This is a genomic window from Pseudomonas asturiensis, from assembly GCF_900143095.1.
Classification (GTDB): Bacteria; Pseudomonadota; Gammaproteobacteria; order Pseudomonadales; family Pseudomonadaceae; genus Aquipseudomonas; species Aquipseudomonas asturiensis.
Map to the genome: position 1 here is coordinate 339178 of NZ_FRDA01000005.1, position 22815 is coordinate 361992.

A 22815-nucleotide genomic window follows, 5' to 3' on the forward strand; every position below is an offset into this window, starting at 1 on the left:
TCTGTTCTTGCTTCAACGCCGGGTCTGACCGGGTTGAGGGTGTTATCGGTTCGCTATGGGAAAAAGTATGCAAAGCCACGTCGGGAATGAAGCCACACCCTTGAATCAGCGTCTGACACTGCTGTTGCTGAATCAGGATCAGCCGGATTTCCTGCGCCGGGCGTTGAGCTACTACAGTGGCTTCCCCTGCAGCCTGGTGGTCGTGGACGTATCCGCTCAGCCTTGTCCGGGTGTCTCAAGTGCTCCCCATCTTGACTACGTGCACGATGTAGCACTGTCAGGCAAAGACCTGAGCGCGCTCATTGCCCATGGCCTTGAGCGCGTGACCACGCCGTTCGTGGCGTATGCCAGTGTCGACAGCTTTCTGCTGCCGGACGCCCTGCATGAAGCGTTGGTTTTTCTCCAGACCCATGATGCTTACGGCGCCTGCCAAGGCTATAGCCTGAGCTATGAGGCCCATGTCGGCCATGTCGATTTCTTTCGCCGGGATCGCAAGATTGATGAGGATTACGCGCAAGAGCAGGCCGCTGACCGGCTGCTGAGCTTCATGGGGCAGGGCATGTCGCTGCTGAGTGCCGTCACGCGAACCGATCTGGCGCGTCGCGGGTTCGCTTCAGTCCCCGGGCAGACCGACCTGCACTGGCAGGAGCTGGGGCACATGAACTACCTGGTTGCTGCAGCAAAACTGCGCATCCTGCCAATCCCTTATGCACTGCACCACACGCTGGGCAAAGACCTGCAGGCGCGTCACGGCGCGGCCATAGCGGGTGCGGTCAAACATATCGACCCGAAGGCCCGTGCCGGGCGCGAAGCGTTTGCTCAGTCGCTGGTGTCTGTGTTGGGCAAGGCGTTCGGGTTTGAAGGCGAAGAGGGCGTGGAGCAGATTCTGGCCGGGCTACGCGCCATGGCGCAATGCCTGGAGACTCAACGCTATCAGGCTGACGAGAAGCTGTTCAGTGCCGTCTGGAAGGTCGGGCTGGAAAAGTCTGAGGCGCACTTCGAGCCTCGGCAGTTTGTCGAAATGCCGTTCTACACTCAGCCGTTCTTCGATGAGCTGGCCAGGATCGAGTTTCTGATTCACGTTCTGCCCGCAGGGCGCGTGCAATTGGAGGGGCTGGAAGCGGCACTGCTCAAGCAGTCAGAACTGTTGCGCCCACAGAGCAACCCTGATGCCGAAACGGAGCTGAGCCGTCTGTGGCAAGCCTATGCCACTTACGCTTTCAGTCTTAACGTCGTCCAGAAGCTGGCGCGAGCGCTGACCCATGTCGAAGACGGTCACGAAGAGCTTGAAGACATCAACGCCTGGGGGCAGCGTGTGCAGGCGGTTTCCAGTGCCGATAACGGCAGGTTGCTCGACGGCATGCCATCCGGGCAGTTGCTCACCTGGCTGGAGGCGCGCGATCCGCAGCCTGTGCAGCTGGAAAAGCTTGTTGCCCGGCTGTCGAAACAGCCCGCGGGCTCTCGGATCGGCATTCTGTTGCTGGATCTGGACGCCGATGTGTTCAAGTTGCAGGCCACGTTCGACAGCCTCATGAATGGTTATTATCGGGCCTTCAAGGTGGTTGTCTTCACCACAGGCGAGTTGCCCGCTACAACCACGCTGCAGAATACGCTGCACTTCGTAAAAGTCACCGAGAGCAACTACGTCGACAAGATCAATCAGATCGTGAAGCAGTCACCCAGTGACTGGTTGATGCTGGCGCAGGCCGGTGACGAGTTCACCCGCAGTGGCCTGCTGCTCGCCAGTGCCGAACTGGTCGACGCTGCACAGTGCCGCGCTGTGGCGGTGGACGAGATTCAGCGTCAGCCCAATGGCACCCTTGCACCGCTGTTCCGTCCTGGCTTCAACCTCGACCTGCTGCAAAGCGTGCCCACCCTGATGGCCCGTCACTGGTTGGTTCGTCGCGACCTGCTGGTCGAGGCGGGGGGTTATAGCCGCGATTATCCGAAGGCGCTTGAGTTCGACCTGCTTCTGCGTCTGGTCGAGCATGGTGGGATGAGCGGTCTGGCACACCTGAGCGAACCGTTACTGATCTGCGACGCGCCCGAGCTTGAAGAGAACAAGGATGAGCAGAAGGCGCTGACCCGCCATCTGGGGCAGCGTGGCTATCAGGCCGAGGTCACCTCTGCGTTCAAGGGCACCTACAGGATCGACTACCGTCATGCGCATCGCCCGATGGTGTCAATCCTGCTGCACAGCCAGGACAATCTCGCGCAGTTGCAGCGCTGCCTGCAAAGCATTCTGCAACGCACACGCTATCAGCGCTTTGAAGTGCTGATAGCGGATAACTGCAGTGAAACTCCCGAGCTGATCACCTGGCTCGATCAGCAGGAGCAGCAGTCCGGTCGCGTTCGCGTATTCAAGGCGCCTCAGCGCATGAGCACGGCGGCACTGCGTAACCTTGTCAGCCAGGAGGCCAAGGGCGAGTACCTGATACTGCTGGATGCCGAGAGCCAGATTGTCAATGTGGGCTGGATCGAGTCGCTGCTCAATCAGGCTCAGCGTCCGGAAGTGGGCGTGGTCGGTGTCAGATTGGTGGACAAGGATGGCGTGGTGACGCAGGCGGGTCTGATTCTGGGGTTCAACGGCGGCGTTGGTTCTGCGTTCGTGGGCGAGTCGAAGAAATCCCGAGGCTACATGCAGCGCCTGGTGGTCGAGCAGAATTATTCGGCGGTGTCCTCGGCATGCCTGATGATCGCTAAGGAGCTCTTCAATGCCGTGGGTGGCCTTGATGAAGGCGAATTCGCAGAGGTGCTAGGCGATGTCGACCTGTGTCTCAAGGCTGGCCAGGCGGGTTATCTGACGGTCTGGACGCCGCACGTTCGGGTGGTTCATTCGGGACACGTGATTACGACTGATCGGGCGCTGGCCGCGCTGCTCGATAGGTGGTCAGCTCAATTCGCTCAGGATGAAGCCTACAGCGCCAACCTGTCGCTCAGCGGCCCTGGCTTTACCCTCGCGTCGCTCTAGAGCGCACATTTCCCCTGGGTCCGGCTGGCGGCCAGCCGGATTACCCCTGCAACGCGGACCTGCCTTGGGTCGCCAGCCAGGCACGGGTCACTCTTTTCGGTGACCAAAGATCGCAAAGCGTGCGAACCTGAGTGACCTGCAGGTCATAAAGTGCATCTCCACTGTATTGTTTTACAGGGAATGACGAGCGCCTGACTTGCCTAAACGCGCCCCGACCCCTGAAAATGTCCGCAAAATCGCCTCTATTCGATAGCGCCCTGATTTTTTTGGGACGAACATTTACCTGTTTACTGATCGGGAAGCCATGATGATTGGCATAAAAAACATAGCGAGTTACGTGCCCACTGCCGGCGTGGATAACTATGCTCAAGGTGCCAAATTCGGCAAGGATGAAGAATTCATTCTCGGGAAAATCGGCTCCACGTTCCTGCCGCGCAAAGACGACGGTCAGGAAACCTCGGATCTGTGTGTCAAAGCGGCCAATGCGTTGTTTGCCAATAATCCGCAGCTGACGCGCGAAAGTATCGATGTGCTGATCGTCGTCACCCAGAATGGCGACGAGGAAGGCCTGCCGCACACGGCGGCCATCGTGCAGGACAAGCTGGGGTTGTCGACCAACGTGGCCGCGTTCGACATTTCGCTCGGCTGCTCGGGTTACGTCTATGGCATTTATGCCATCAAGGGCTTCATGGAGGCGACGGGCCTGAAAAATGGCCTGCTGCTGACCGCTGATCCTTATTCGAAGATCGTCGATACCGAAGATCGCAACACCACCATGCTGTTTGGCGACGCGGCCACCGCGACCTGGATGGGCGAAGACGCGCCGTGGCAGCTGGGCAAGGCCAGGTTCGGTACTGACGGCTCAGGTGCGCCGCACCTGAAAGTCAGCAATGGGGTGTTCTTCATGAACGGCCGCCAGGTATTCAACTTTGCCCTGCTCAAGGTGCCTGCGCACCTGCACGAGTTACTGGATGAGTCAGGCCTGCAGCCGGATGACATCGACGCCTTCTGTATTCATCAAGGCAGTGCAGCGATTGTGGACGCCGTTGCGCGTCGTTTTGAAGACAAACCCGAGAAATTTTTGAAGGACATGGTCGAGACCGGTAACACCGTGTCGTCGAGTATTCCTCTGCTGATCGAGAAACATGTGCTCGACTCCTCCTGGAAGCGCGTTGCGCTGAGCGGATTTGGTGTCGGTCTGTCGTGGGGTTCGGCGATTATCTATAAAGCCTGATTGTTGCCGCTATAAAAAGACGCCTGCGAATGACCGCGCAGGCGTCTTTTTTTATGGGCTATTGTTTAAATACCTGGGCCAAGTTGTGTGTATCAAGCGCATGGCGGCCATTCAGGTGCTCTGGTTTTATTCCGGGTTGTGCTTCAAACCCTTGTTTTACAAGGGCTGGCAGACTGCTAGCAAAAATTTCAAAAAAAACACTCAAGCAACCTGCCATCGCGACGATAACTATTACGAAGGTTCTCTAGGCACACCCGGCGCTTGCAGGGGCCGGAAGCCACGTAGTACACAACCCACGAGGAATTCATCATGGCTTTAACAGTAAACACCAACGTTGCATCGTTGAACGTTCAGAAGAACCTGGGCCGCGCCTCTGATGCACTGTCGACTTCCATGACTCGCCTGTCTTCCGGCCTGAAAATCAACAGCGCCAAAGACGACGCCGCCGGTCTGCAGATCGCTACCAAGATCAACTCGCAGATCAAAGGCCAGACTATGGCCATCAAGAACGCCAACGACGGTATGTCCCTGGCTCAGACCGCTGAAGGCGCTCTGCAGGAATCGACCAACATTCTGCAGCGTATGCGTGAACTGGCTGTTCAGTCCCGAAACGACAGCAACAGCGCCACTGACCGTGAAGCGCTGAACAAAGAATTCACCGCGATGAGTTCCGAACTGACTCGTATCGCCAACAGCACCAACCTGAACGGCAAGAACCTGATCGACGGCACTGCCAGCACTATGACGTTCCAGGTGGGTTCCAACACCGGTGCTTCGAACCAGATCACTCTGACCCTGAGCGCAAGCTTCGACGCAGAAACTCTGGGTGTGGGTTCGACGATCTCCATCACCGGTACCGACAGCACAGATGCAGAGACTCAATTCTCCGCAGCGATGGCCGCGATCGATTCTGCTCTGCAGACCATCAACTCCACACGTGCTGACCTCGGTGCTGCTCAAAACCGTCTGTCGAGCACCATCTCCAACCTGCAGAACATCAACGAAAACGCCAGTGCTGCACTGGGTCGCGTACAAGATACCGACTTCGCTGCTGAAACTGCACAGCTGACCAAGCAACAGACTCTGCAACAGGCTTCCACCTCTGTTCTGGCTCAGGCTAACCAGCTGCCATCCGCTGTACTGAAACTGCTTCAGTAATATCGGAATGAGTTTTGGCGGGGGAGTGCTTAATTGTGCTCTCTCGCTTTTTTGCTTTCGGAGGTGATGGTCATGGATATGAGTGTAAAGTTGAACCTGTCCTATCCTGCCGTTCAACCGGCTGGCCAGGCTTCAGTCGTGGACAAGCCAGTTGATAAGCCTGTCGACAGCCCTTCGGTGGAGCGTGTTACGGCCACTGAAGAAAGTAAAGGTCCTGATCTCAAAAAGGACGACCCTCAGGAAGAGGCAAAGGTCAAAGCGGCTGCGGAAGATATTCAGAAGTTTTTTCATTCGGTGAAGCGTAATCTTGAATTCTCGATTGATGAGGGTTCTGGCAAAGTGATCGTCAAGGTGATTGCCAGTGATTCCGGTGAAGTCATCCGGCAGATTCCGAATGCAGAAATCCTGAAGCTGGCCGATAGCCTGAGTGATGCGAACAGTTTGTTGTTCCGCGCCAGGGCGTGACCGCCGGTAAGGTATTGGTTGCAGGTTTTCAGCGCCCTTCAAGGGTTCTGAATCCGGCAGCACACTAGGAAGGGAGAAGCGAAATGGCAAGTCCGATTACATCGAGTGTAGGTATTGGTTCGGGTCTGGCGATTGGTGACATCGTGAAGGGTTTGGTGGGGGCCGAGAAGGCACCCAAGCAGAATCAGATCGACAAGCAGACCGCCTCGACTACTGCATCCTTGTCGGGTGTCAGTCAGTTGACGTCGGCGCTGGCTGCGTTCCAGAAAACCATGGACACGCTGAACAGCACCACCACGCTTGCGTTCAACGGCTTTGCGGCCTCTTCGGCCAATGAAGCGGTGGTGAAGGCGACGGCAGGCAATACCGCAGTCGGCGGTACTTATTCTCTTAATGTCACCAAGCTGGCGACGCCTTCGAAAGTTGCGACAGCCGTACTGACCCCTGCGCAGACCAGTGCTATTCCGAGTGGTACCCTGACTATCACTCAGAATGGCACTAGCTCGACGGGGATGAGTGTCGTGATTGACGCAAATTCGACGCTTGAGCAGGCTCGCGACAAGATCAATACCACGCTTCAGGGCAAGGGTATTACCGCCAACATCATCAATGACAACAACGGCGCGCGTCTTGTGTTCAGCTCGACCACCACTGGCCTGGGCACTGACATTTCGGTATCGGGCAGTTCCGGGCTGGAAATGTTCAACATCGACGGCTCCAAGTTGATGTCGGCCACCAGTACGAGTACCGATGCCAATGGCAAGCCCATTGGTGGAGCTGGCGCGATTACTGCGTTGGCAGGGGATGCCGAATTCAGCGTTGACGGCCTGAGCATGACCAGCCCATCCAACAAGGTCAGCACCGCCATTTCGGGGCTGACATTCGAGCTGATCGCGCCCAGTGCAAACAGCACCAGCAATACCAACATTACCGTGGCCACCAACACGGACGGTTTGAAAGCTTCGCTGCAGAGCTTTGTGGACTCTTACAACACCTTGGCCAAGCTTGTGACCACCCTGACCAAAGGTTCGGTCAGCACCGTCGATGGCAAGGACGTGTTCACCCCAGCCTCGCTGACCGGTGATACAACGCCTCGCGGCTTGCTGGCGACGATTCGCGACGAGATCGCAAGACCGGGTAAGACCACAGGTCTTGGCTCTCTCGCTCAGTTGGGCATCCAGACGCAGCAGAGTGACGGCACGTTGTCGTTGAACACTGCCACGTTCACGGCGGCGTTGAGCGACAAGAAGCTGGGTAGCGAGATTCAGACCCTGTTCACCGGCGAGGGTGGTTTGCTTCAGCGCATCACCAAGGCAGTAAAACCGTACAGCGAAGACGGCAAGGGCGTTCTTGCCCTTAAGACAAGCACCCTGACCGCGGCGCAAAAGCGATTGGCCAACGATCAGGACGCCCTGGATCGTCGGATCGAGAGCCTGACCGCGACCCTGACCAAGAAGTACAACGCCATGGACCTTATCGTGGGTCAGCTCAAGGCCACGGGTAATAACATTACGTCGATCTTCGAAGCCATGAACGCGCAGAAGAACGCTTCATAATTCTTTTTTGCCGCTTATTAAGCTTGCCAACAACCCGACCCTGTGTCGGGTTGTTGCTTTTGGGCTAAAGTTTTTTCGTCGGGCGTCGATAGCGTGGGTATGAGTAATCTGGATTTGTCACGAGGCCCCTTATGAATCCGATGTTAGCGTTGCGGCAGTATCAGAAGATTGGTTCCCAGGCACAGACCTCGGAAGCCAGCCCTCATCGTCTGGTCCAGATGTTGATGGAAGGCGGTCTGGACCGCATCGCTCAGGCCAAGGGCGCCATGGCGCGCAAGGACATCGCCAACAAGGGTATCTTCATCAGCAAGGCCATCGGCATTGTCGGTGGCTTGCGCGAAGGTCTGGACCTGGAAAACGAGCCTTCCGAAGCGTTGATCAGGCAGGACAGCCTCTATCACTACATGATGACGCGTCTGGCTGAAGCCAACGCGCGCAATGACCAGAAAATGCTCGATGAAGTTGCAGGTCTGCTGATCACGGTCAAGGAAGGCTGGGACGCAATCGGCGCTGCGCAATAAGTCTGCTGCACCCTGAGGAGATGAACACCATGAGTGCTGCGCTCAAGCGTATCGAAGAAACCCGTGAAGCCTTGGTTGGGGCATTGGCCGAGCGCGATTGGGAAACGATCGGCAAACTTGACCTGGCCTGTCGAGAGTGTGTCGAGGCCGTGGTGAGCGAAGCGCCCGCAGATGAATCTGCCTTGCGCAGCAATCTTGAAGAGTTATTAGGGGTTTATCGGCAGTTGATTGACGTTGCAACCGGCGAGCGTCAAGCAATCGTCGATGAAATGACGCAAATGCAGAATGCCAAAAACGCAACGAAGGTATACCATCTGTTCGGCTAGCGTTTAAATTGTCGTTTTAAATATCCGACAATAAGTTCGCCATAAATTTGACTGTGTGCGTTTTTTTGACTTAACTAGTGATGTTTACTATTTTCTGGCGTCTCAACCTTTATACACAGGCTGAGAAGCCAAGCTGCCCCCCCAATCATGGGCATTGAGTTGACTAGGGAAGTTGCTATTGCATGTGGCGTGAAATCAAGATTCTGCTAATTGATGACGATAGCCAGCGCCGCCGGGATCTGGCGGTCATCCTCAATTTTCTTGGCGAAGAAAATCTGTCCTGCTCAAGTCAGGACTGGCAGCAGGTGGTTGGTTCCCTTGGGTCCACTCGAGAAGTACTGTGCGTGCTCGTGGGCAGCGTAAGCGCTCCCGGCAGTCTGCAAGGGCTTCTTAAGACAGTGGCTGCATGGGATGAGTTCCTTCCTGTTTTGCTGATGGGCGAAAATTCTTCCATCGACCTGCCTGAAGACCTTCGCCGGCGCGTGCTTTCTGCCCTTGAAATGCCGCCCAGCTACAGCAAACTTCTGGATTCCCTGCACCGTGCCCAGGTCTATCGCGAGATGTACGACCAGGCGCGTGAGCGCGGCCGTCATCGCGAGCCCAACCTGTTTCGCAGCCTGGTAGGCACCAGCCGTGCCATCCAGCACGTACGCCAGATGATGCAGCAGGTGGCGGACACTGACGCCAGCGTCCTGATTCTGGGTGAGTCGGGCACCGGCAAGGAAGTCGTTGCGCGCAACCTGCATTACCATTCCAAGCGCCGCGACGCGCCGTTCGTGCCGGTCAACTGTGGTGCGATTCCGGCCGAGTTGCTGGAAAGCGAATTGTTCGGCCACGAGAAGGGTGCTTTTACCGGCGCGATCACCAGTCGTGCCGGTCGCTTCGAGCTGGCCAATGGCGGCACTCTGTTTCTCGACGAAATCGGCGACATGCCGTTGCCGATGCAGGTCAAGTTGTTGCGCGTGTTGCAAGAGCGCACATTCGAGCGTGTGGGTAGCAACAAAACCCAGAGTATTGATGTGCGCATTATCGCGGCGACGCACAAGAATCTCGAAAACATGATCGAGATTGGCAGTTTCCGTGAAGACCTTTATTACCGTTTGAATGTATTCCCGATTGAAATGGCGCCGCTGCGCGAGCGCGTTGAAGATATACCCTTGCTGATGAACGAACTCATCTCGCGTATGGAGCACGAAAAACGCGGCTCGATTCGTTTCAACTCGGCGGCGATCATGTCGCTGTGTCGCCATGCCTGGCCTGGCAACGTCCGTGAGCTGGCCAATCTGGTTGAGCGCATGGCGATCATGCACCCGTACGGGGTGATTGGTGTGGCCGAGCTGCCGAAGAAATTTCGCTACGTCGATGACGAAGACGAGCAGATGGTCGACAGCCTGCGCAGCGACATCGAGGAGCGCGTCGCCATCAACGGTCACACGCCCAACTTCGCGTCTGGCGCTTTGCTGCCGCCTGAAGGTCTGGACCTGAAGGACTACCTGGGTGGTCTTGAGCAGGGCCTGATTCAGCAGGCGCTGGACGATGCCGGTGGCATCGTGGCGCGTGCCGCCGAGCGCTTGCGGATCCGTCGTACGACGCTGGTGGAAAAGATGCGCAAGTACGGTATGAGCCGTCGTGAGGGTGATGAACAGGCAGATGATTGACGCCTGGCCAAACCGTCAAAAAATAAACCTCTGAATTTTCAGAGGTTTTTTTTCGGCACGGGGATTGCTAAGTCTCTCTTAACACACCGTTTAATGACGGTCCGCCACGCGAGAGATGACCATGTCCAACGCTGCTCACATGTCTTCCGACCTATCTGTTCAGGTACTGCTCACCCCGGAGCTGGAAAGTCGTCAGGGGCTTGAGCAGGCGTTCTCGCTGTTCAACCAGATGTCGTCGCAACTGACCGATTCCTACGGATTGCTGGAAGCGCGGGTCACCGAGCTCAAGGGCGAGCTGGCTCATGCCGGTGCTCAGCGCCTGCAGGAGCTGGCGGAAAAGGAGCGCCTGGCCAATCGGCTGCAGAACCTGCTCGACCTGTTGCCTGGCGGCGTGATCGTTATCGACGGCATGGGCGTGGTCCGCGAGGCCAACCCGGCGGCCATCGACCTGCTGGGTCAGCCGTTGATCGGTATGCTCTGGCGGCATGTGATCAGCCGTTGCTTCGCGCCGCGTGACGATGACGGACATGAAGTCTCTTTGAAGGATGGTCGCAGGCTGTCCATTGCAACGCGCTCGCTGGATGCCGAGCCGGGCCAACTGGTGCTGCTCAATGACCTAACTGAAACCCGTCGCCTCCAGGAGCAGTTGGCGCGTCATGAGCGTCTGTCGTCGCTGGGGCGGATGGTTGCCTCGCTCGCCCACCAGATTCGGACGCCGCTGTCGGCCGCCATGATTTACGCCAGTCACCTGGCCGAGCAGGAGCTGCCTGTGGAGACCCAGCAGCGGTTCGCCGGTCGCCTCAAGGAGCGTTTGCATGAGCTTGAGCATCAGGTGCGCGACATGTTGGTGTTTGCCCGGGGTGAGCTGCCGTTGACGGACCGGCTTTCGGCAGGACAGCTTTTCCAGGCGCTGCAGAGTGCTGCCGCGACCCATGTTCAGGGTGTCTCGGTGCGCTGGCAGTGCGAGGACATCGACGGCGAGTTGCTGTGCAACCGCGACACGCTGGTCGGGGCGTTGCTCAATCTGGTGGAAAACGCCGTGCAGGCCAGCGCCGGTCGCACGCGTTTGAAAATTCATGCGTACAGCCGTGGCAATACCCTGCGGCTGTGCTTCAGTGATAACGGTGATGGTATGGATCAGGCCGCCTTGTCGCGTATCGGTGAGCCATTCTTCACCACCAAAACAACTGGCACAGGCCTCGGGCTTGCGGTGGTGACGGCGGTGACACGTGCGCATCAGGGCGGCGTGCATTACCGCTCACGCGTAGGGCGTGGCACCTGTGCGATTGTCAGCCTGCCGTTGATTCCCGCGTCCAGTTCAGTGAGTGATACCTGATGTCGATCAAAGTGCTGTTGGTCGAGGATGACCGTTCATTGCGCGAAGCGCTGGGTGAGACCCTTGAGTTGGCTGGCTACGGTTATCGCGCGGTCGGGTCTGCCGAAGAGGCGCTGCTTGCGGTCGATGCCGAACCGTTCAGCCTGGTGATCAGCGACGTGAACATGCCTGGCATGGACGGCCACCAGTTGTTGGCGTTGTTGCGCAATCGCCACCCGCAATTGCCGGTGCTGCTGATGACGGCGCATGGCGCTGTCGAGCGTGCCGTCGATGCCATGCGTCAGGGGGCGGCGGACTATCTGGTCAAGCCTTTCGAGCCCAAGGCTTTGCTCGCGCTGGTCGCCCGTCATGCCCTGGGCCGCTTGGGACCTGCCGATGGAGAAGGGCCTATCGCCGTTGAACCGGCCAGCATTCAGTTGCTGAACCTGGCCAGCCGCGTGGCGAAAAGCGACTCTACCGTGTTGATTTCCGGCGAGTCCGGCACCGGCAAGGAAGTTCTGGCGCGATTCATTCACCAAAACTCACCGCGTGCCGATAAGCCTTTTATCGCCATCAACTGTGCGGCCATCCCTGACAACATGCTTGAGGCGACCCTGTTCGGTCATGAAAAGGGCTCGTTCACCGGCGCGATCGCGGCGCAGGCGGGCAAGTTCGAACAGGCCGATGGCGGCACGATTCTGCTCGACGAGATCTCCGAAATGCCCATGGGCCTGCAGGCCAAGCTGCTGCGTGTGTTGCAGGAACGCGAGGTTGAGCGGGTTGGAGCGCGCAAGCCGATCATTCTGGATATTCGCGTGCTGGCCACCACCAACCGTGATCTGGCCGGGGAAGTGGCGGCGGGGCGCTTTCGTGAGGATCTGTTTTATCGGCTTTCGGTGTTTCCGTTGGCCTGGCAGGCATTGCGTCAAAGGACTGCCGATATTTTGCCGCTGGCTGAGCGACTGCTGGCCAGACACGTCAATAAAATGAAGCACGCGCCAGTGCGTCTGTCTGCCGAGGCTCAGTCATGTCTGGTCAGTTATCCGTGGCCTGGCAATGTGCGCGAACTCGACAACGCCGTCCAGCGCGCACTGATTCTGCAGCAGGGCGGGGTGATTGAGGCGCAGGATTTCTGTCTCTCGGGGCCGGTCGGCCTTGCGCCTTCGGTCACGGTGCAGGCCAGTGCGCCACCCACGCCTGTCACGTTGGTGGCGGACAATACGGCGGCGACCGGCAGTGTGGCGGAATCCGCGGGGGCGCTGGGGGACGACCTCAGGCGTCGTGAGTTTCAGATGATCATCGACACCTTGCGTGCCGAGCGGGGTCGTCGCAAGGAAGCTGCCGAGCGCCTGGGCATCAGTCCGCGCACGTTGCGATACAAGCTGGCGCAGATGCGTGACGCCGGCATGGATGTGGAAGGCTATTTATTTGCCACCTGATGAAGGGTGGAGGCGGGCGGCAATGATCTGTTGCCCCTGAAATTTCGTATGCCCCCTTTGCGCTGTATGGCTGCAAACCCGCAGTGCAGGGAGTTTTCGGTGCCGGAGTCATGTCGAGCGACATGATATTCAAACGAAGTGTGGCATTTTGCCGCTATCTAGCTGGCACCGTTGTTGCTATGTCTTCTGTATCCGCTGAATCAGTGTCAAAAATTTGCGGGCCTTACGAGAGAAAATGTCCATGAGCCAAGGTGTTGAATTTAATCGCTTGATGTTGGATATGCGGGCCATGCAGATGGATGCCATGGCTGCACCCAAGCCTGTGTCCGGTCCTCAGGAAGCAGGCGCCAGCAGCTTTGCCGATTTGCTCGGTCAGGCGGTCAACAAGGTTGCGTCCACCCAGCAGGCGTCCAGCCAGTTGGCCAACGCCTTTGAAGTCGGCAAGAGCGGCGTCGATCTGACCGATGTCATGATTTCTTCGCAGAAAGCCAGTGTGTCGTTTCAGGCCTTGACCCAGGTTCGTAACAAGCTGGTTCAGGCTTATCAAGACATCATGCAGATGCCGGTTTAAGGGACGTACTGAGTCATGGCCGAAGCAACAGCCGATCCTGTTCCAGCACGAGCGGGCGCACCTGACAAGAAGCCGTTGTTCGGGCTTTCTTTTCTGGAAAACCTTTCCGAAATGACCATGCTGCGTCAGATCGGCCTTATGGTCGGTCTGGCTGCAAGCGTGGCCATCGGCTTTGCCGTGGTGCTGTGGTCGCAGCAGCCGGACTACCGTCCGCTGTACGGCAGCCTGGCGGGCATGGACAGCAAACAGATCATGGACACGCTGACTGCTGCGAACATCAACTACACCGTCGAGCCCAACTCTGGCGCTCTGCTGGTCAAGGCCGATGACGTGCAGCGCGCACGCATTCAGCTGGCCCAGGCGGGCGTGGTGCAGAACGACGCCAATATCGGTTTCGAAATCCTCGACAAGGACCAGGGTCTGGGGACCAGTCAGTTCATGGAAGCCACGCGCTATCGCCGTGGTCTTGAAGGCGAACTGGCACGTACGATTTCAGCCCTGAACAACGTCAAGGGTGCGCGTGTGCATCTGGCCATTCCGAAGAGCTCGGTGTTTGTTCGCGATGATCGCAAGCCAAGCGCGTCGGTACTCGTCGAGCTGTATGCCGGTCGTTCGCTGGAGCCAAGTCAGGTTCTGGCTATCGTCAATCTGGTGGCAACCAGCGTTCCTGAACTGAGCAAATCACAGATTACCGTCGTCGATCAGAAGGGCCACCTGCTCTCGGATCAGGGTGAGAACTCCGAACTCACCATGGCCGGCAAGCAGTTCGATTACAGCCGCCGCATGGAAGGCATGCTGACGCAGCGTGTCCAGAACATTCTGCAACCGATCCTTGGCGCTGACCGCTACAAGGCCGAAGTGTCTGCTGTGGTTGATTTCAGTGCCGTAGAGTCGACAGCCGAAAGCTTCAACCCTGACCAGCCGGCCTTGCGCAGCGAGCAATCGGTGAACGAACAGCGCTCCAGCAGCCTGGGGCCGCAAGGTGTTCCGGGTGCCTTGAGCAACCAGCCGCCAGGACCTGCGACTGCACCGCAAAACGCTGCTGCAGGTGCCGCCGGTGCCGCTGCTGCGATTGCTCCAGGTCAGCCGCTGCTTGACGCCAACGGTCAGCAGATCATGGATCCGGCCACCGGTCAGCCTGCGCTGGCGCCGTACCCGGCCGACAAGCGTGTGCAATCCACCAAGAACTTTGAGCTCGACCGCTCCATCAGCCACACCAAACAACAGCAGGGTCGTTTGACCCGCCTGTCGGTTGCCGTGGTCGTCGATGACATGGTCAAGACCAACGCTGCCAACGGTGAAGTGACCCGCGCGCCGTGGAGTGCTGCCGATCTGGCGCGCTTCACGCGTCTGGTGCAGGACGCGGTGGGCTTCGATGCCAGCCGTGGCGACAGCGTCAGCGTGATCAACGTGCCGTTCTCCAGCGAGCGTGCTGAAGTGCTGCCCGAGGCGTCGTTCTACTCGCAACCCTGGTTCTGGGACATCGTCAAACAGGCGGTGGGCGTCATCTTCATCCTGATTCTGGTGTTTGGCGTACTGCGTCCGGTGTTGAACAACATCACCACCGGCAAGAGCCGTGAGCTGGCCGGTTTCGGCGGCGATGCAGAGCTGGGTGGCATGGGCGGTCTGGATGGCGAATTGTCCAACGACCGTGTCAGCCTGGGTGGTCCGCAGAGCATTTTGTTGCCTAGCCCGACCGAGGGTTATGACGCGCAGTTGAACGCAATCAAGAGTCTGGTGGCCGAAGATCCGGGTCGTGTGGCCCAGGTCGTGAAAGAGTGGATTAACACTGATGAATGATCGAGCCCTCGTAGCCAAACTCAGCAAGGTCGAGAAGGCAGCCGTGCTGCTGCTTTCTCTGGGTGAAACCGATGCGGCGCAGGTACTGCGTCACATGGGCCCCAAGGAAGTACAGAAAGTGGGCGTGGCCATGGCTCAGATGCGCAACGTGCATCGCGAGCAGGTCGAAGAAGTGATGAGCGAATTCGTCGACATCGTTGGCGACCAGACCAGTCTGGGCGTCGGTTCCGATGGCTACATTCGCAAAATGCTGACTCAGGCACTGGGCGAAGACAAGGCCAACGGCCTGATCGACCGCATCCTGCTGGGTGGCAATACCAGCGGCCTGGACAGCCTCAAGTGGATGGAGCCGCGTGCGGTTGCCGATGTGATCCGCTTCGAGCACCCACAGATCCAGGCCATCGTGGTGGCGTATCTGGATGCTGACCAGGCGGGTGAGGTGCTCGGGCACTTTGACCATAAGGTGCGTCTGGACATCATCCTGCGCGTCTCGTCGCTGAACACCGTGCAGCCCGCAGCACTTAAAGAACTCAACCAGATTCTCGAGAAGCAGTTCTCCGGTAACGCCAACACGTCGCGTACGACCCTGGGTGGTATCAAGCGTGCGGCCGACATCATGAACTTCCTCGACAGCTCCATCGAAGGCGCACTCATGGACTCGATCCGCGAGGTCGACGAAGACCTCTCCGTGCAGATCGAAGACCTCATGTTTGTCTTCAACAACCTCTCCGACGTGGACGATCGCGGTATCCAGGCGCTGTTGCGCGAAGTGTCTTCGGACGTTCTGGTGCTGGCGCTCAAGGGTTCGGACGAGGCGATCAAGGAAAAAATCTTCAAGAACATGTCCAAGCGAGCCGCAGAACTGTTGCGCGACGACCTGGAAGCCAAGGGTCCGGTGCGCGTCAGCGATGTGGAAACTGCCCAGAAAGAAATCCTCACCATTGCGCGTCGCATGGCCGAAGCCGGCGAGATTGTGCTCGGTGGCAAGGGTGGCGAGGAAATGATCTAAGGATTCAGCCGACTCATGTCCAGTTCCAATAAAGAATCGGCCAGCGACCTCATTCGGGCCAAGGACGTCAGCGGTCTCGATCTCTGGGCATTGCCCAGCTTCGACCCGCATGTAGAGCCTGAGCCTGAGCCCGAACCTGAAGCGGTTGACGAACCGGCCGAGATGGAAGAAGTGCCGCTGGATGAAGTCCAGCCGCTGACCCTGGAAGAGCTGGAAAGCATTCGCCAGGAAGCCTGGAACGAGGGTTTCGCCACGGGTGAAAAAGAGGGCTTCCACAGCACTCAGCTCAAGGTCAGGCAGGAAGCGGAAGTGGCATTGGCAGGCAAGATCGGCAGCCTTGAAAAGCTGATGGTCAGCCTGCTCGATCCGATTGCCGAGCAGGATACCCAGATTGAAAAAGCGGTCATTCACCTGGTCGAGCACATCGCTCGCCAGGTGATTCAGCGTGAGCTGTCGACCGATTCGGCGCAGATCGCCCATGTATTGCGCGACGCCCTGAAGCTGCTGCCGATGGGTGCCAACAATCTGCGCATTTTTATCAACCCTCAGGATTTTGCGCTGGTCAAAGCCATGCGCGAGCGTCATGAGGAGGCTTGGAAGATCGTCGAGGACGAAGCGCTGTTGCCGGGCGGCTGCCGGATTGAAACCGAGCACAGCCGTATCGATGCCAGTGTCGAAACCCGGATTGCCCTGGCGATTTCGAAAATGCACGATCAATTGCATGAGCAGGTGACGCATCCTGCTGCGCCTGATGTCAGTGTCGAGCTGGATATCGCGCCGGTTGAGGCGTCAAAGCCGGCTCCTACAACAGCTGCGCCTGACGTGGACAACCTCGATGCGCCTTGATCGCACGAGTTTCGGCAAACGGCTCGGTTCGTATGCCGATTCCATCAGCCTGCCGGTACAGCCAGTCGTGGAGGGGCGACTGCTGCGCATGGTCGGCCTGACGCTCGAAGCCGAAGGCTTGCGTGCTGCCATGGGCAGTCGCTGTGTCGTGATCAACGACGACAGCCATCATCCGGTCGAAGTCGAGGCCGAAGTGATGGGGTTTTCCGGTGGCAAGGTATTCCTGATGCCGGTTGGCAGTGTCGCAGGCATTGCGCCAGGCGCGCGCGTGGTGCCGCTGGCCGATACCGGGCGATTGCCGATGGGCATGAGCATGCTGGGTCGCGTACTGGACGGTGCGGGCCGCCCGCTGGATGGGCGTCCGCCGATCAAGGCCGAAGACTGGGTACCGATGGATGGCCCGACCATCAACCCGCTCAAGCGCAATCCCATCAGTCAGCCACTGGATGTCGGTATTCGTTGCATCAACGGTTTGTTGACGGTCGGCCGCGGCCAGCGTCTGGGGCTGTTCGCCGGTACGGGCGTTGGCAAGAGCGTGCTGCTGGGCATGATGACGCGCTTTACCGAGGCGGACATCATCGTGGTGGGCTTGATCGGTGAGCGGGGTCGTGAGGTGAAGGAGTTCATCGAGCATATTCTTGGCGAGGAAGGCCTCAAACGCTCTGTGGTTGTGGCATCGCCAGCCGACGACGCTCCGCTCATGCGTCTGCGTGCGGCGATGTACTGCACGCGCATCGCTGAATATTTTCGTGATCAGGGCAAGAACGTCCTGTTGCTGATGGATTCCCTGACCCGTTTTGCCCAGGCCCAGCGTGAAATCGCGCTGGCCATTGGTGAACCGCCTGCCACCAAAGGCTATCCGCCTTCGGTATTTGCCCGTTTGCCCAAACTGGTGGAGCGCGCCGGTAATGCTGAAGCGGGCGGCGGCTCGATCACCGCGTTCTATACCGTACTGTCAGAAGGCGATGATCAGCAGGACCCGATTGCCGACTCTGCGCGTGGCGTGCTCGATGGTCATATCGTGCTGTCGCGGCGACTGGCCGAGGAGGGGCATTACCCGGCTATCGATATCGAAGCGTCCATCAGTCGGGTCATGCCTGCGGTGGTGACGGCCGAGCACATGGCGCGGGCGCAGCACTTCAAGCAACTGTGGTCACGTTATCAACAGGCTCGGGATCTGATCAGTGTGGGCGCTTATGTCGCCGGCGGTGATCGCGAGACGGACATGGCCATTGCCTTGCAGCCGATGCTGGTGCGCTATCAGCGTCAGGGTCTGCACGATAACGAAAGCATGCAGGCCAGTGGCGAGGCGCTGGCTGCGGTGTTCGGCCCGGCTCCGGGCGGCTGATAGACCATGGCGCAGAGTCGAGCGGCGCGTCTGGCGCCTGTGGTCGAGATGGCGGAAGCCGCCGAACGTTCGGCGGCGCAGCGTCTCGGGCATTTCCAGGGGCAGGTCAATCTGGCCAACAACAAGCTGCAGGAGCTGGACCAGTTTCGCCACGATTATCAGCAGCAATGGCTGCAGCGCGGCAGTGCGGGCGTCTCCGGTCAATGGTTGCTGGGTTATCAGCGCTTTCTCAGTCAGCTCGACGTTGCGGTTGCCCAGCAGCACAAGAGTCTGGAATGGCACAAGGTCAACCTGGAAAAGGCCCGTGGTTCATGGCAGGAGGCCTACGCGCGCGTTGAAGGCCTGCGCAAACTGGTCCAGCGCTACATCGACGAGGCGCGCAAGCTTGAAGACAAGCGCGAGCAGAAGTTGCTGGACGAATTATCCCAGCGTTTGCCTAGACACGAACAATACTGACTGTCGCCGACTGGTCTACGCTCTTCAGTGTCTCGGCGATGAAACATTTCAGGAATCCCTATGACAGTCACTTCCGAGCTTTCCCCGGACAGGCGGCAACTGACCCTCTACATTGCGGGGCGTTTTGATTTCGCCACGCATCAGGCCTTTCGCAGTGCCTACGAGGGACAATCCGCAGACCTCAGCTATGTCGTCGACCTTCGCGACACTCACTATCTGGACAGCTCGGCGCTGGGCATGCTGCTGTTGCTGCGCGACCATGCCGGTGGCGACAGGGCGAAGGTGCGGCTCATCAACTGCACGGCCGATGTGTTCAAGATTCTGACGATCTCCAATTTCTCCAAGCTCTTTCAGTTGAGCTGACGTTTGCAGTCTCCGTCGAAAGGCCTGTGCATTCTGATTGCCGACGACAGCGCCAGTGACCGCTTGCTGCTGTCGACCATTGTCGGTCGTCAGGGCCACAGAGTGCTGAGTGCGGCCAATGGGCTGGAGGCTATCGCCATCTTCAATGTCGAGCGTCCGCACCTGATTCTGATGGACGCGATGATGCCGCTCATGGACGGGTTCGAGGCCGCACGGCGGATCAAGGCCATGGCGGGCGAGTCGCTGGTGCCGATCATCTTCCTCACGTCCCTGACCGAAAGCGAAGCACTGGCGCGTTGTCTGGATGCCGGTGGCGACGATTTTCTGTCCAAGCCCTACAACCCATCCGTACTGGCCGCCAAGATCAATGCCATGAACCGGCTCCGGATACTGCAGGCTACTGTTCTGCAGCAGCGGGATCTGATTGCCACTCACCATGAGTACCTGCTCAACGAGCAGCGTGTCGCCAAGGCGGTGTTCGATCAGGTGGCGCATTCGGGGTGTCTGGGGGCGTCCAACATTCGCTATCTGCAATCGCCTTATGCGCTCTTTAACGGTGACCTGATGCTGGCGGCCTACACACCTGCCGGGCAGATGCACGTCCTGTTGGGCGACTTCACGGGGCATGGGCTGCCCGCTGCGGTGGGTGCGATGCCGTTGGCTGAGGTGTTTTACGGCATGACTGCGAAGGGCTTCGGGCTGGTCGAAATCCTTCGTGAAATGAATGCCAAGCTCAAGCGCATTCTGCCGATCGACATGTTCTGCTGCGCGACCTTGCTGTGCGTCAATTCCGAACAGCGACAGGTAGAGGTCTGGAGTGGCGGCTTGCCGGACGGCTACCTGTTGCGCGGGGTTGAGGGCGATGCAGTGCCGCTGGTTTCCCGGCACTTGCCTCTGGGCGTGTTGAGTGTGGAGGCCTTCGAGGTGCGCACCGACGTCTATCCCGTGACCCCTGGTGACCGGATATTTCTGCTTTCCGATGGTGTGCTCGATACCAGTGACAGTCGCGATCAGCGATTCGGCGTGCAGCGACTCCATGATGTGTTGGCGGCCAACCATCAGCCATCGCTGCTCATTCAGGAAATTCTTCAGGCGCTGAATGATTTTGGCGGCAAGGCCCGCGACGACGTCAGCCTGCTGGAAATCACTATCATCGACGAGGCACAGGGGCCGCTGCCCAGCCCCACCTATTCCGACAGCGGTGCGTCGAGTCCTCTGGACTGGTCTGCCAGTTTCGAATTCCGGGCCTCGACGCTCAGGCGTTTCAATCCGGTGCCTTATCTCCTGCAATTGCTGCTTGAAGTACACGGCCTGCGTAATCAGGGCGGCGCGTTGCATGCGGTCATGGGCGAGCTGTACAGCAACGCCCTGGAGCATGGTGTGCTAGGGTTGGACTCGGCGCTCAAACAGGATGCCTCGGGTTTTGCTCGCTACTATGAGTTGCGTGCCGAGCGTCTGAGCAGGCTGCAGGCGGGGTTCATTCGCGTGAACCTGCAGATCGAGCCGGCAGGGCGTGGCGGTCTCCTGACGCTGAGTGTCGAAGACAGTGGCAACGGGTTTGATGCGCAGCAGGTGGTGGGGCATGTTCCTGTCGACGACGGCCTGTATGGTCGGGGTATCAGACTTGTGTGTGAATTGAGCCGAGAGGCCAGATGGTCCACGGACGGCAGGATCGCCTGCGTGGAATTTTCCTGGGAGTGAGTGGCATAATCGCGCCCTTAAGTCTTGATCAAGGAGTGAGCAAGTGTCGGTTCATCTGGATTACAGCGTGCTGAGCGCTTTGCAGGAAGTCATGGAGGATGAATATCCGACATTGCTGGATGTGTTTCTGAAGGACTCCGAGCAGCGCCTTTCGCATCTGCGCATGGCACTGGAGCCTCAGGGCCTGGATCTTGAAACGCTGAGTCTGACGGCTCACAGCTTCAAGGGTAGCAGCAGCAATATGGGTGCCTTGCACCTTTCCGAGCTCTGCCGTCAGCTGGAAGAGCGTGCCCGGCAGCAGGAGACCGCAGGGCTCGAAGAACTGATCGGCAAGATCGACAGCGAGTACGTCACCATCCGCCGACTGTTCGCCGCAGAACGCCAGTTGTTCGTCGGCTGACGAGGTATCTGCCCCTCGCTGAAACGCAGTCTGCGTGTTGGCCCGACTCTTGCAATCCTGTTCGGTAACCAGCTGCTCATGCGGAGACCGAAATGCCCCTCGCCACCAACGCGCTTCTTCAGGCCACTGCCACCTCGACCGCCCGGTCTGGTGCGGCCAGCAATGCGATCAAACCTGCGGACAGCAGCAAGGACGAGGCCGCGAGCTTCTCTAACGTGTATGCCAAGCAGGCAAAGGACGCGGCTTCGGCACGCGACGACGCCCCTGTTAAATCGACCCGTGACAAGCCAGGTCCGGATAAGGACAAGGTAGCGGCTGGCAAGGACAACGCCTCCACCGACTCCTCGTCTGCCGCCGACGCGTCAACCGTTGCCGATAGCGGCAATGGTTTGCCTGCGCAGGCTACTGCTGTCGATGCTGACAAGGCAGACGCTGATGCCGCGCAGGCGGATGCCCAGGCGTCCGAAGAGGCCACGCTGGTTGTAACCGATCCTGTGCTGGACCCGGCGCTGCAAGCGCTGGTAGCACAGACACCGACGCTGCCGTTGCAATCCGCTGCCGCCAAGCCGGTCAGTCCCGATCCCAAGACGGCCTCTGCAACCCAGCTGATTGCCGGCACCACGGCAACCTTGCCTGCCGCACCGGCAGCAGCGGAAGAAGCGTTCAATCCCGACGCCGATCCGCTGGATGGTTTGGAGGCGGTGCAGCTCGCTCTGGAAAACGCCGGTGCCCGAACTCACCTGGCCAGCCAGAATGCTCAAGCCGCCAGCAAAGCGACGCCTTCCAACGCAGAAGCGGATCCCTCACAGAATATCGCCAATAACCTGTCGGCATTGAGCGAGCAGCTTCCCTCCGAAGGCAGCAGCACCGAAAGCAGCGACAAGTCCTTCAGCGGCCTGATTGGTGAGGGCCTCAAAGATGTCAAAGCTGCAGCGGGCGATACCCGTGTCGACAACTTCGCCGACCGCCTGGCCGCCTTGAGCCAGGCCGCGCAACCCGCCAGGGTCGCAGCCGCGCCTGCGTCCACACCGTTGATGAGCCAGCCACTGGCGATGCACCAGAGCGGCTGGACCGAAGGCGTGGTGGATCGCGTCATGTACCTGTCGAGTCAAAACCTGAAATCGGCCGAGATCAAGCTTGAGCCGGCCGAGTTGGGCCGCTTGGACATCCGCGTCAGCATGGCGCCGGACCAGCAGACTCAGGTCACGTTCATGAGCGCACACCTGGGCGTTCGTGAAGCGCTTGAGAACCAGATGTCACGTCTGCGCGAGTCATTCAACCAGCAGGGCCTCGGTCAGGTTGATGTGAACGTCTCCGATCAATCCCAACAGCAGGCTCAGCAGCAGGCGCAGGAACAGGCCAGCAGGGCTCAGCGTGGCGGGCGCAGTGGAGGAATGGGCTCGGGTGATGGTTCCGATGACGGCGGTATCGCCGACGCTGCCGTTGCTGTCAGCCAGCCGGCGGCGCGAGTGATTGGCACCAGCGAGATCGATTACTACGCTTGACCGTGTCCTGGTCTTCGCAGCAAACAGGGCGCCTTGGGCGCGCATCAGACGGCGATGAGCAATGACTCGGTATGGCGGATAAGACCGCGTCGCGCTCGTCGTCGGATTGCCGCCATGATCCGGCGCGCGCTCGCCCATACAACCGGGTTTCTTCACTCGCTCGTGTGCGGACT

General features: G+C 58.9%; 20 protein-coding genes. All 20 read left to right on the forward strand.

Annotated elements, in window-relative coordinates; genetic code table 11:
- Window positions 1-67: 67 nt before the first annotated feature.
- The 20 genes from BUB69_RS11900 (at window position 68) to BUB69_RS11995 (ending at window position 22642) form a co-directional block, all read left to right on the forward strand.
- The gene (locus BUB69_RS11900) at window positions 68-2971 is read left to right on the forward strand and encodes a TIGR00180 family glycosyltransferase (RefSeq protein WP_073166568.1); all 2904 of its coding nucleotides are present in this window, start codon (window positions 68-70) and stop codon (window positions 2969-2971) included.
- Window positions 2972-3278: 307 nt separating this feature from the next.
- A complete protein-coding gene (locus BUB69_RS11905; RefSeq protein ID WP_073166571.1) occupies window positions 3279-4205 on the forward strand; it encodes a ketoacyl-ACP synthase III in 927 nt (308 codons plus the stop codon).
- A gap of 309 nt (window positions 4206-4514) precedes the next feature.
- Window positions 4515-5363 (forward strand): flagellin domain-containing protein, encoded by an 849-nt coding sequence (locus BUB69_RS11910; RefSeq protein WP_073166574.1) that lies wholly within the window; start codon window positions 4515-4517, stop codon window positions 5361-5363.
- 72 nt (window positions 5364-5435) lie between these two features.
- Window positions 5436-5828: a flagellar protein FlaG gene (locus tag BUB69_RS11915; RefSeq protein WP_175561706.1), complete on the forward strand. Its 393-nt coding sequence runs from the start codon at window positions 5436-5438 to the stop codon at window positions 5826-5828.
- An 83-nt stretch (window positions 5829-5911) separates the two neighbouring features.
- The gene (gene fliD / locus BUB69_RS11920; protein WP_073166580.1) at window positions 5912-7384 is read left to right on the forward strand and encodes a flagellar filament capping protein FliD; all 1473 of its coding nucleotides are present in this window, start codon (window positions 5912-5914) and stop codon (window positions 7382-7384) included.
- Window positions 7385-7515: 131 nt separating this feature from the next.
- Window positions 7516-7905 carry a flagellar export chaperone FliS gene (gene fliS / locus BUB69_RS11925; RefSeq protein WP_024689523.1) on the forward strand — a complete coding sequence of 130 codons (390 nt, stop codon included), beginning with the start codon at window positions 7516-7518 and terminating at the stop codon, window positions 7903-7905.
- Window positions 7906-7934: 29 nt separating this feature from the next.
- The gene (gene fliT, locus BUB69_RS11930; RefSeq protein WP_024689522.1) at window positions 7935-8231 is read left to right on the forward strand and encodes a flagellar protein FliT; all 297 of its coding nucleotides are present in this window, start codon (window positions 7935-7937) and stop codon (window positions 8229-8231) included.
- A gap of 182 nt (window positions 8232-8413) precedes the next feature.
- On the forward strand, window positions 8414-9889 hold the full coding sequence (gene fleQ / locus BUB69_RS11935) for a transcriptional regulator FleQ (protein WP_024695952.1): 1476 nt from the start codon (window positions 8414-8416) through the stop codon (window positions 9887-9889).
- 121 nt (window positions 9890-10010) lie between these two features.
- Entirely contained in the window at window positions 10011-11225 is a 1215-nt protein-coding gene (locus BUB69_RS11940; protein WP_073166777.1) for a sensor histidine kinase, read from the forward strand.
- The gene (locus tag BUB69_RS11945; RefSeq protein WP_073166583.1) at window positions 11225-12643 is read left to right on the forward strand and encodes a sigma-54-dependent transcriptional regulator; all 1419 of its coding nucleotides are present in this window, start codon (window positions 11225-11227) and stop codon (window positions 12641-12643) included. The genes BUB69_RS11940 and BUB69_RS11945 overlap by 1 nt, the downstream gene beginning before the upstream one ends.
- Window positions 12644-12884: 241 nt before the next feature.
- Entirely contained in the window at window positions 12885-13214 is a 330-nt protein-coding gene (fliE, locus tag BUB69_RS11950; protein WP_024689518.1) for a flagellar hook-basal body complex protein FliE, read from the forward strand.
- 15 nt (window positions 13215-13229) lie between these two features.
- On the forward strand, window positions 13230-15014 hold the full coding sequence (fliF, locus tag BUB69_RS11955) for a flagellar basal-body MS-ring/collar protein FliF (protein WP_073166586.1): 1785 nt from the start codon (window positions 13230-13232) through the stop codon (window positions 15012-15014).
- Complete coding sequence (fliG, locus tag BUB69_RS11960; RefSeq protein ID WP_004880752.1) at window positions 15007-16023, forward strand: flagellar motor switch protein FliG; 1017 nt, start codon at window positions 15007-15009, stop codon at window positions 16021-16023. Before fliF ends, fliG begins: the two co-directional genes overlap by 8 nt.
- A gap of 15 nt (window positions 16024-16038) precedes the next feature.
- A complete protein-coding gene (gene fliH / locus BUB69_RS11965) occupies window positions 16039-16869 on the forward strand; it encodes a flagellar assembly protein FliH (RefSeq protein ID WP_073166590.1) in 831 nt (276 codons plus the stop codon).
- The gene (gene fliI, locus BUB69_RS11970; protein WP_073166593.1) at window positions 16859-18217 is read left to right on the forward strand and encodes a flagellar protein export ATPase FliI; all 1359 of its coding nucleotides are present in this window, start codon (window positions 16859-16861) and stop codon (window positions 18215-18217) included. The genes fliH and fliI overlap by 11 nt, the downstream gene beginning before the upstream one ends.
- Before the next feature lie 6 nt (window positions 18218-18223).
- Entirely contained in the window at window positions 18224-18673 is a 450-nt protein-coding gene (fliJ, locus tag BUB69_RS11975; RefSeq protein ID WP_024689513.1) for a flagellar export protein FliJ, read from the forward strand.
- A gap of 60 nt (window positions 18674-18733) precedes the next feature.
- Entirely contained in the window at window positions 18734-19036 is a 303-nt protein-coding gene (locus tag BUB69_RS11980) for an STAS domain-containing protein (RefSeq protein WP_024689512.1), read from the forward strand.
- Window positions 19037-19039: 3 nt separating this feature from the next.
- Entirely contained in the window at window positions 19040-20737 is a 1698-nt protein-coding gene (locus tag BUB69_RS11985) for a fused response regulator/phosphatase (RefSeq protein ID WP_073166597.1), read from the forward strand.
- A 43-nt stretch (window positions 20738-20780) separates the two neighbouring features.
- Window positions 20781-21137 carry an Hpt domain-containing protein gene (locus BUB69_RS11990; protein WP_073166600.1) on the forward strand — a complete coding sequence of 119 codons (357 nt, stop codon included), beginning with the start codon at window positions 20781-20783 and terminating at the stop codon, window positions 21135-21137.
- A 92-nt stretch (window positions 21138-21229) separates the two neighbouring features.
- Window positions 21230-22642 carry a flagellar hook-length control protein FliK gene (locus tag BUB69_RS11995; RefSeq protein ID WP_073166603.1) on the forward strand — a complete coding sequence of 471 codons (1413 nt, stop codon included), beginning with the start codon at window positions 21230-21232 and terminating at the stop codon, window positions 22640-22642.
- The last annotated feature ends 173 nt before the right edge of the window (window positions 22643-22815 follow it).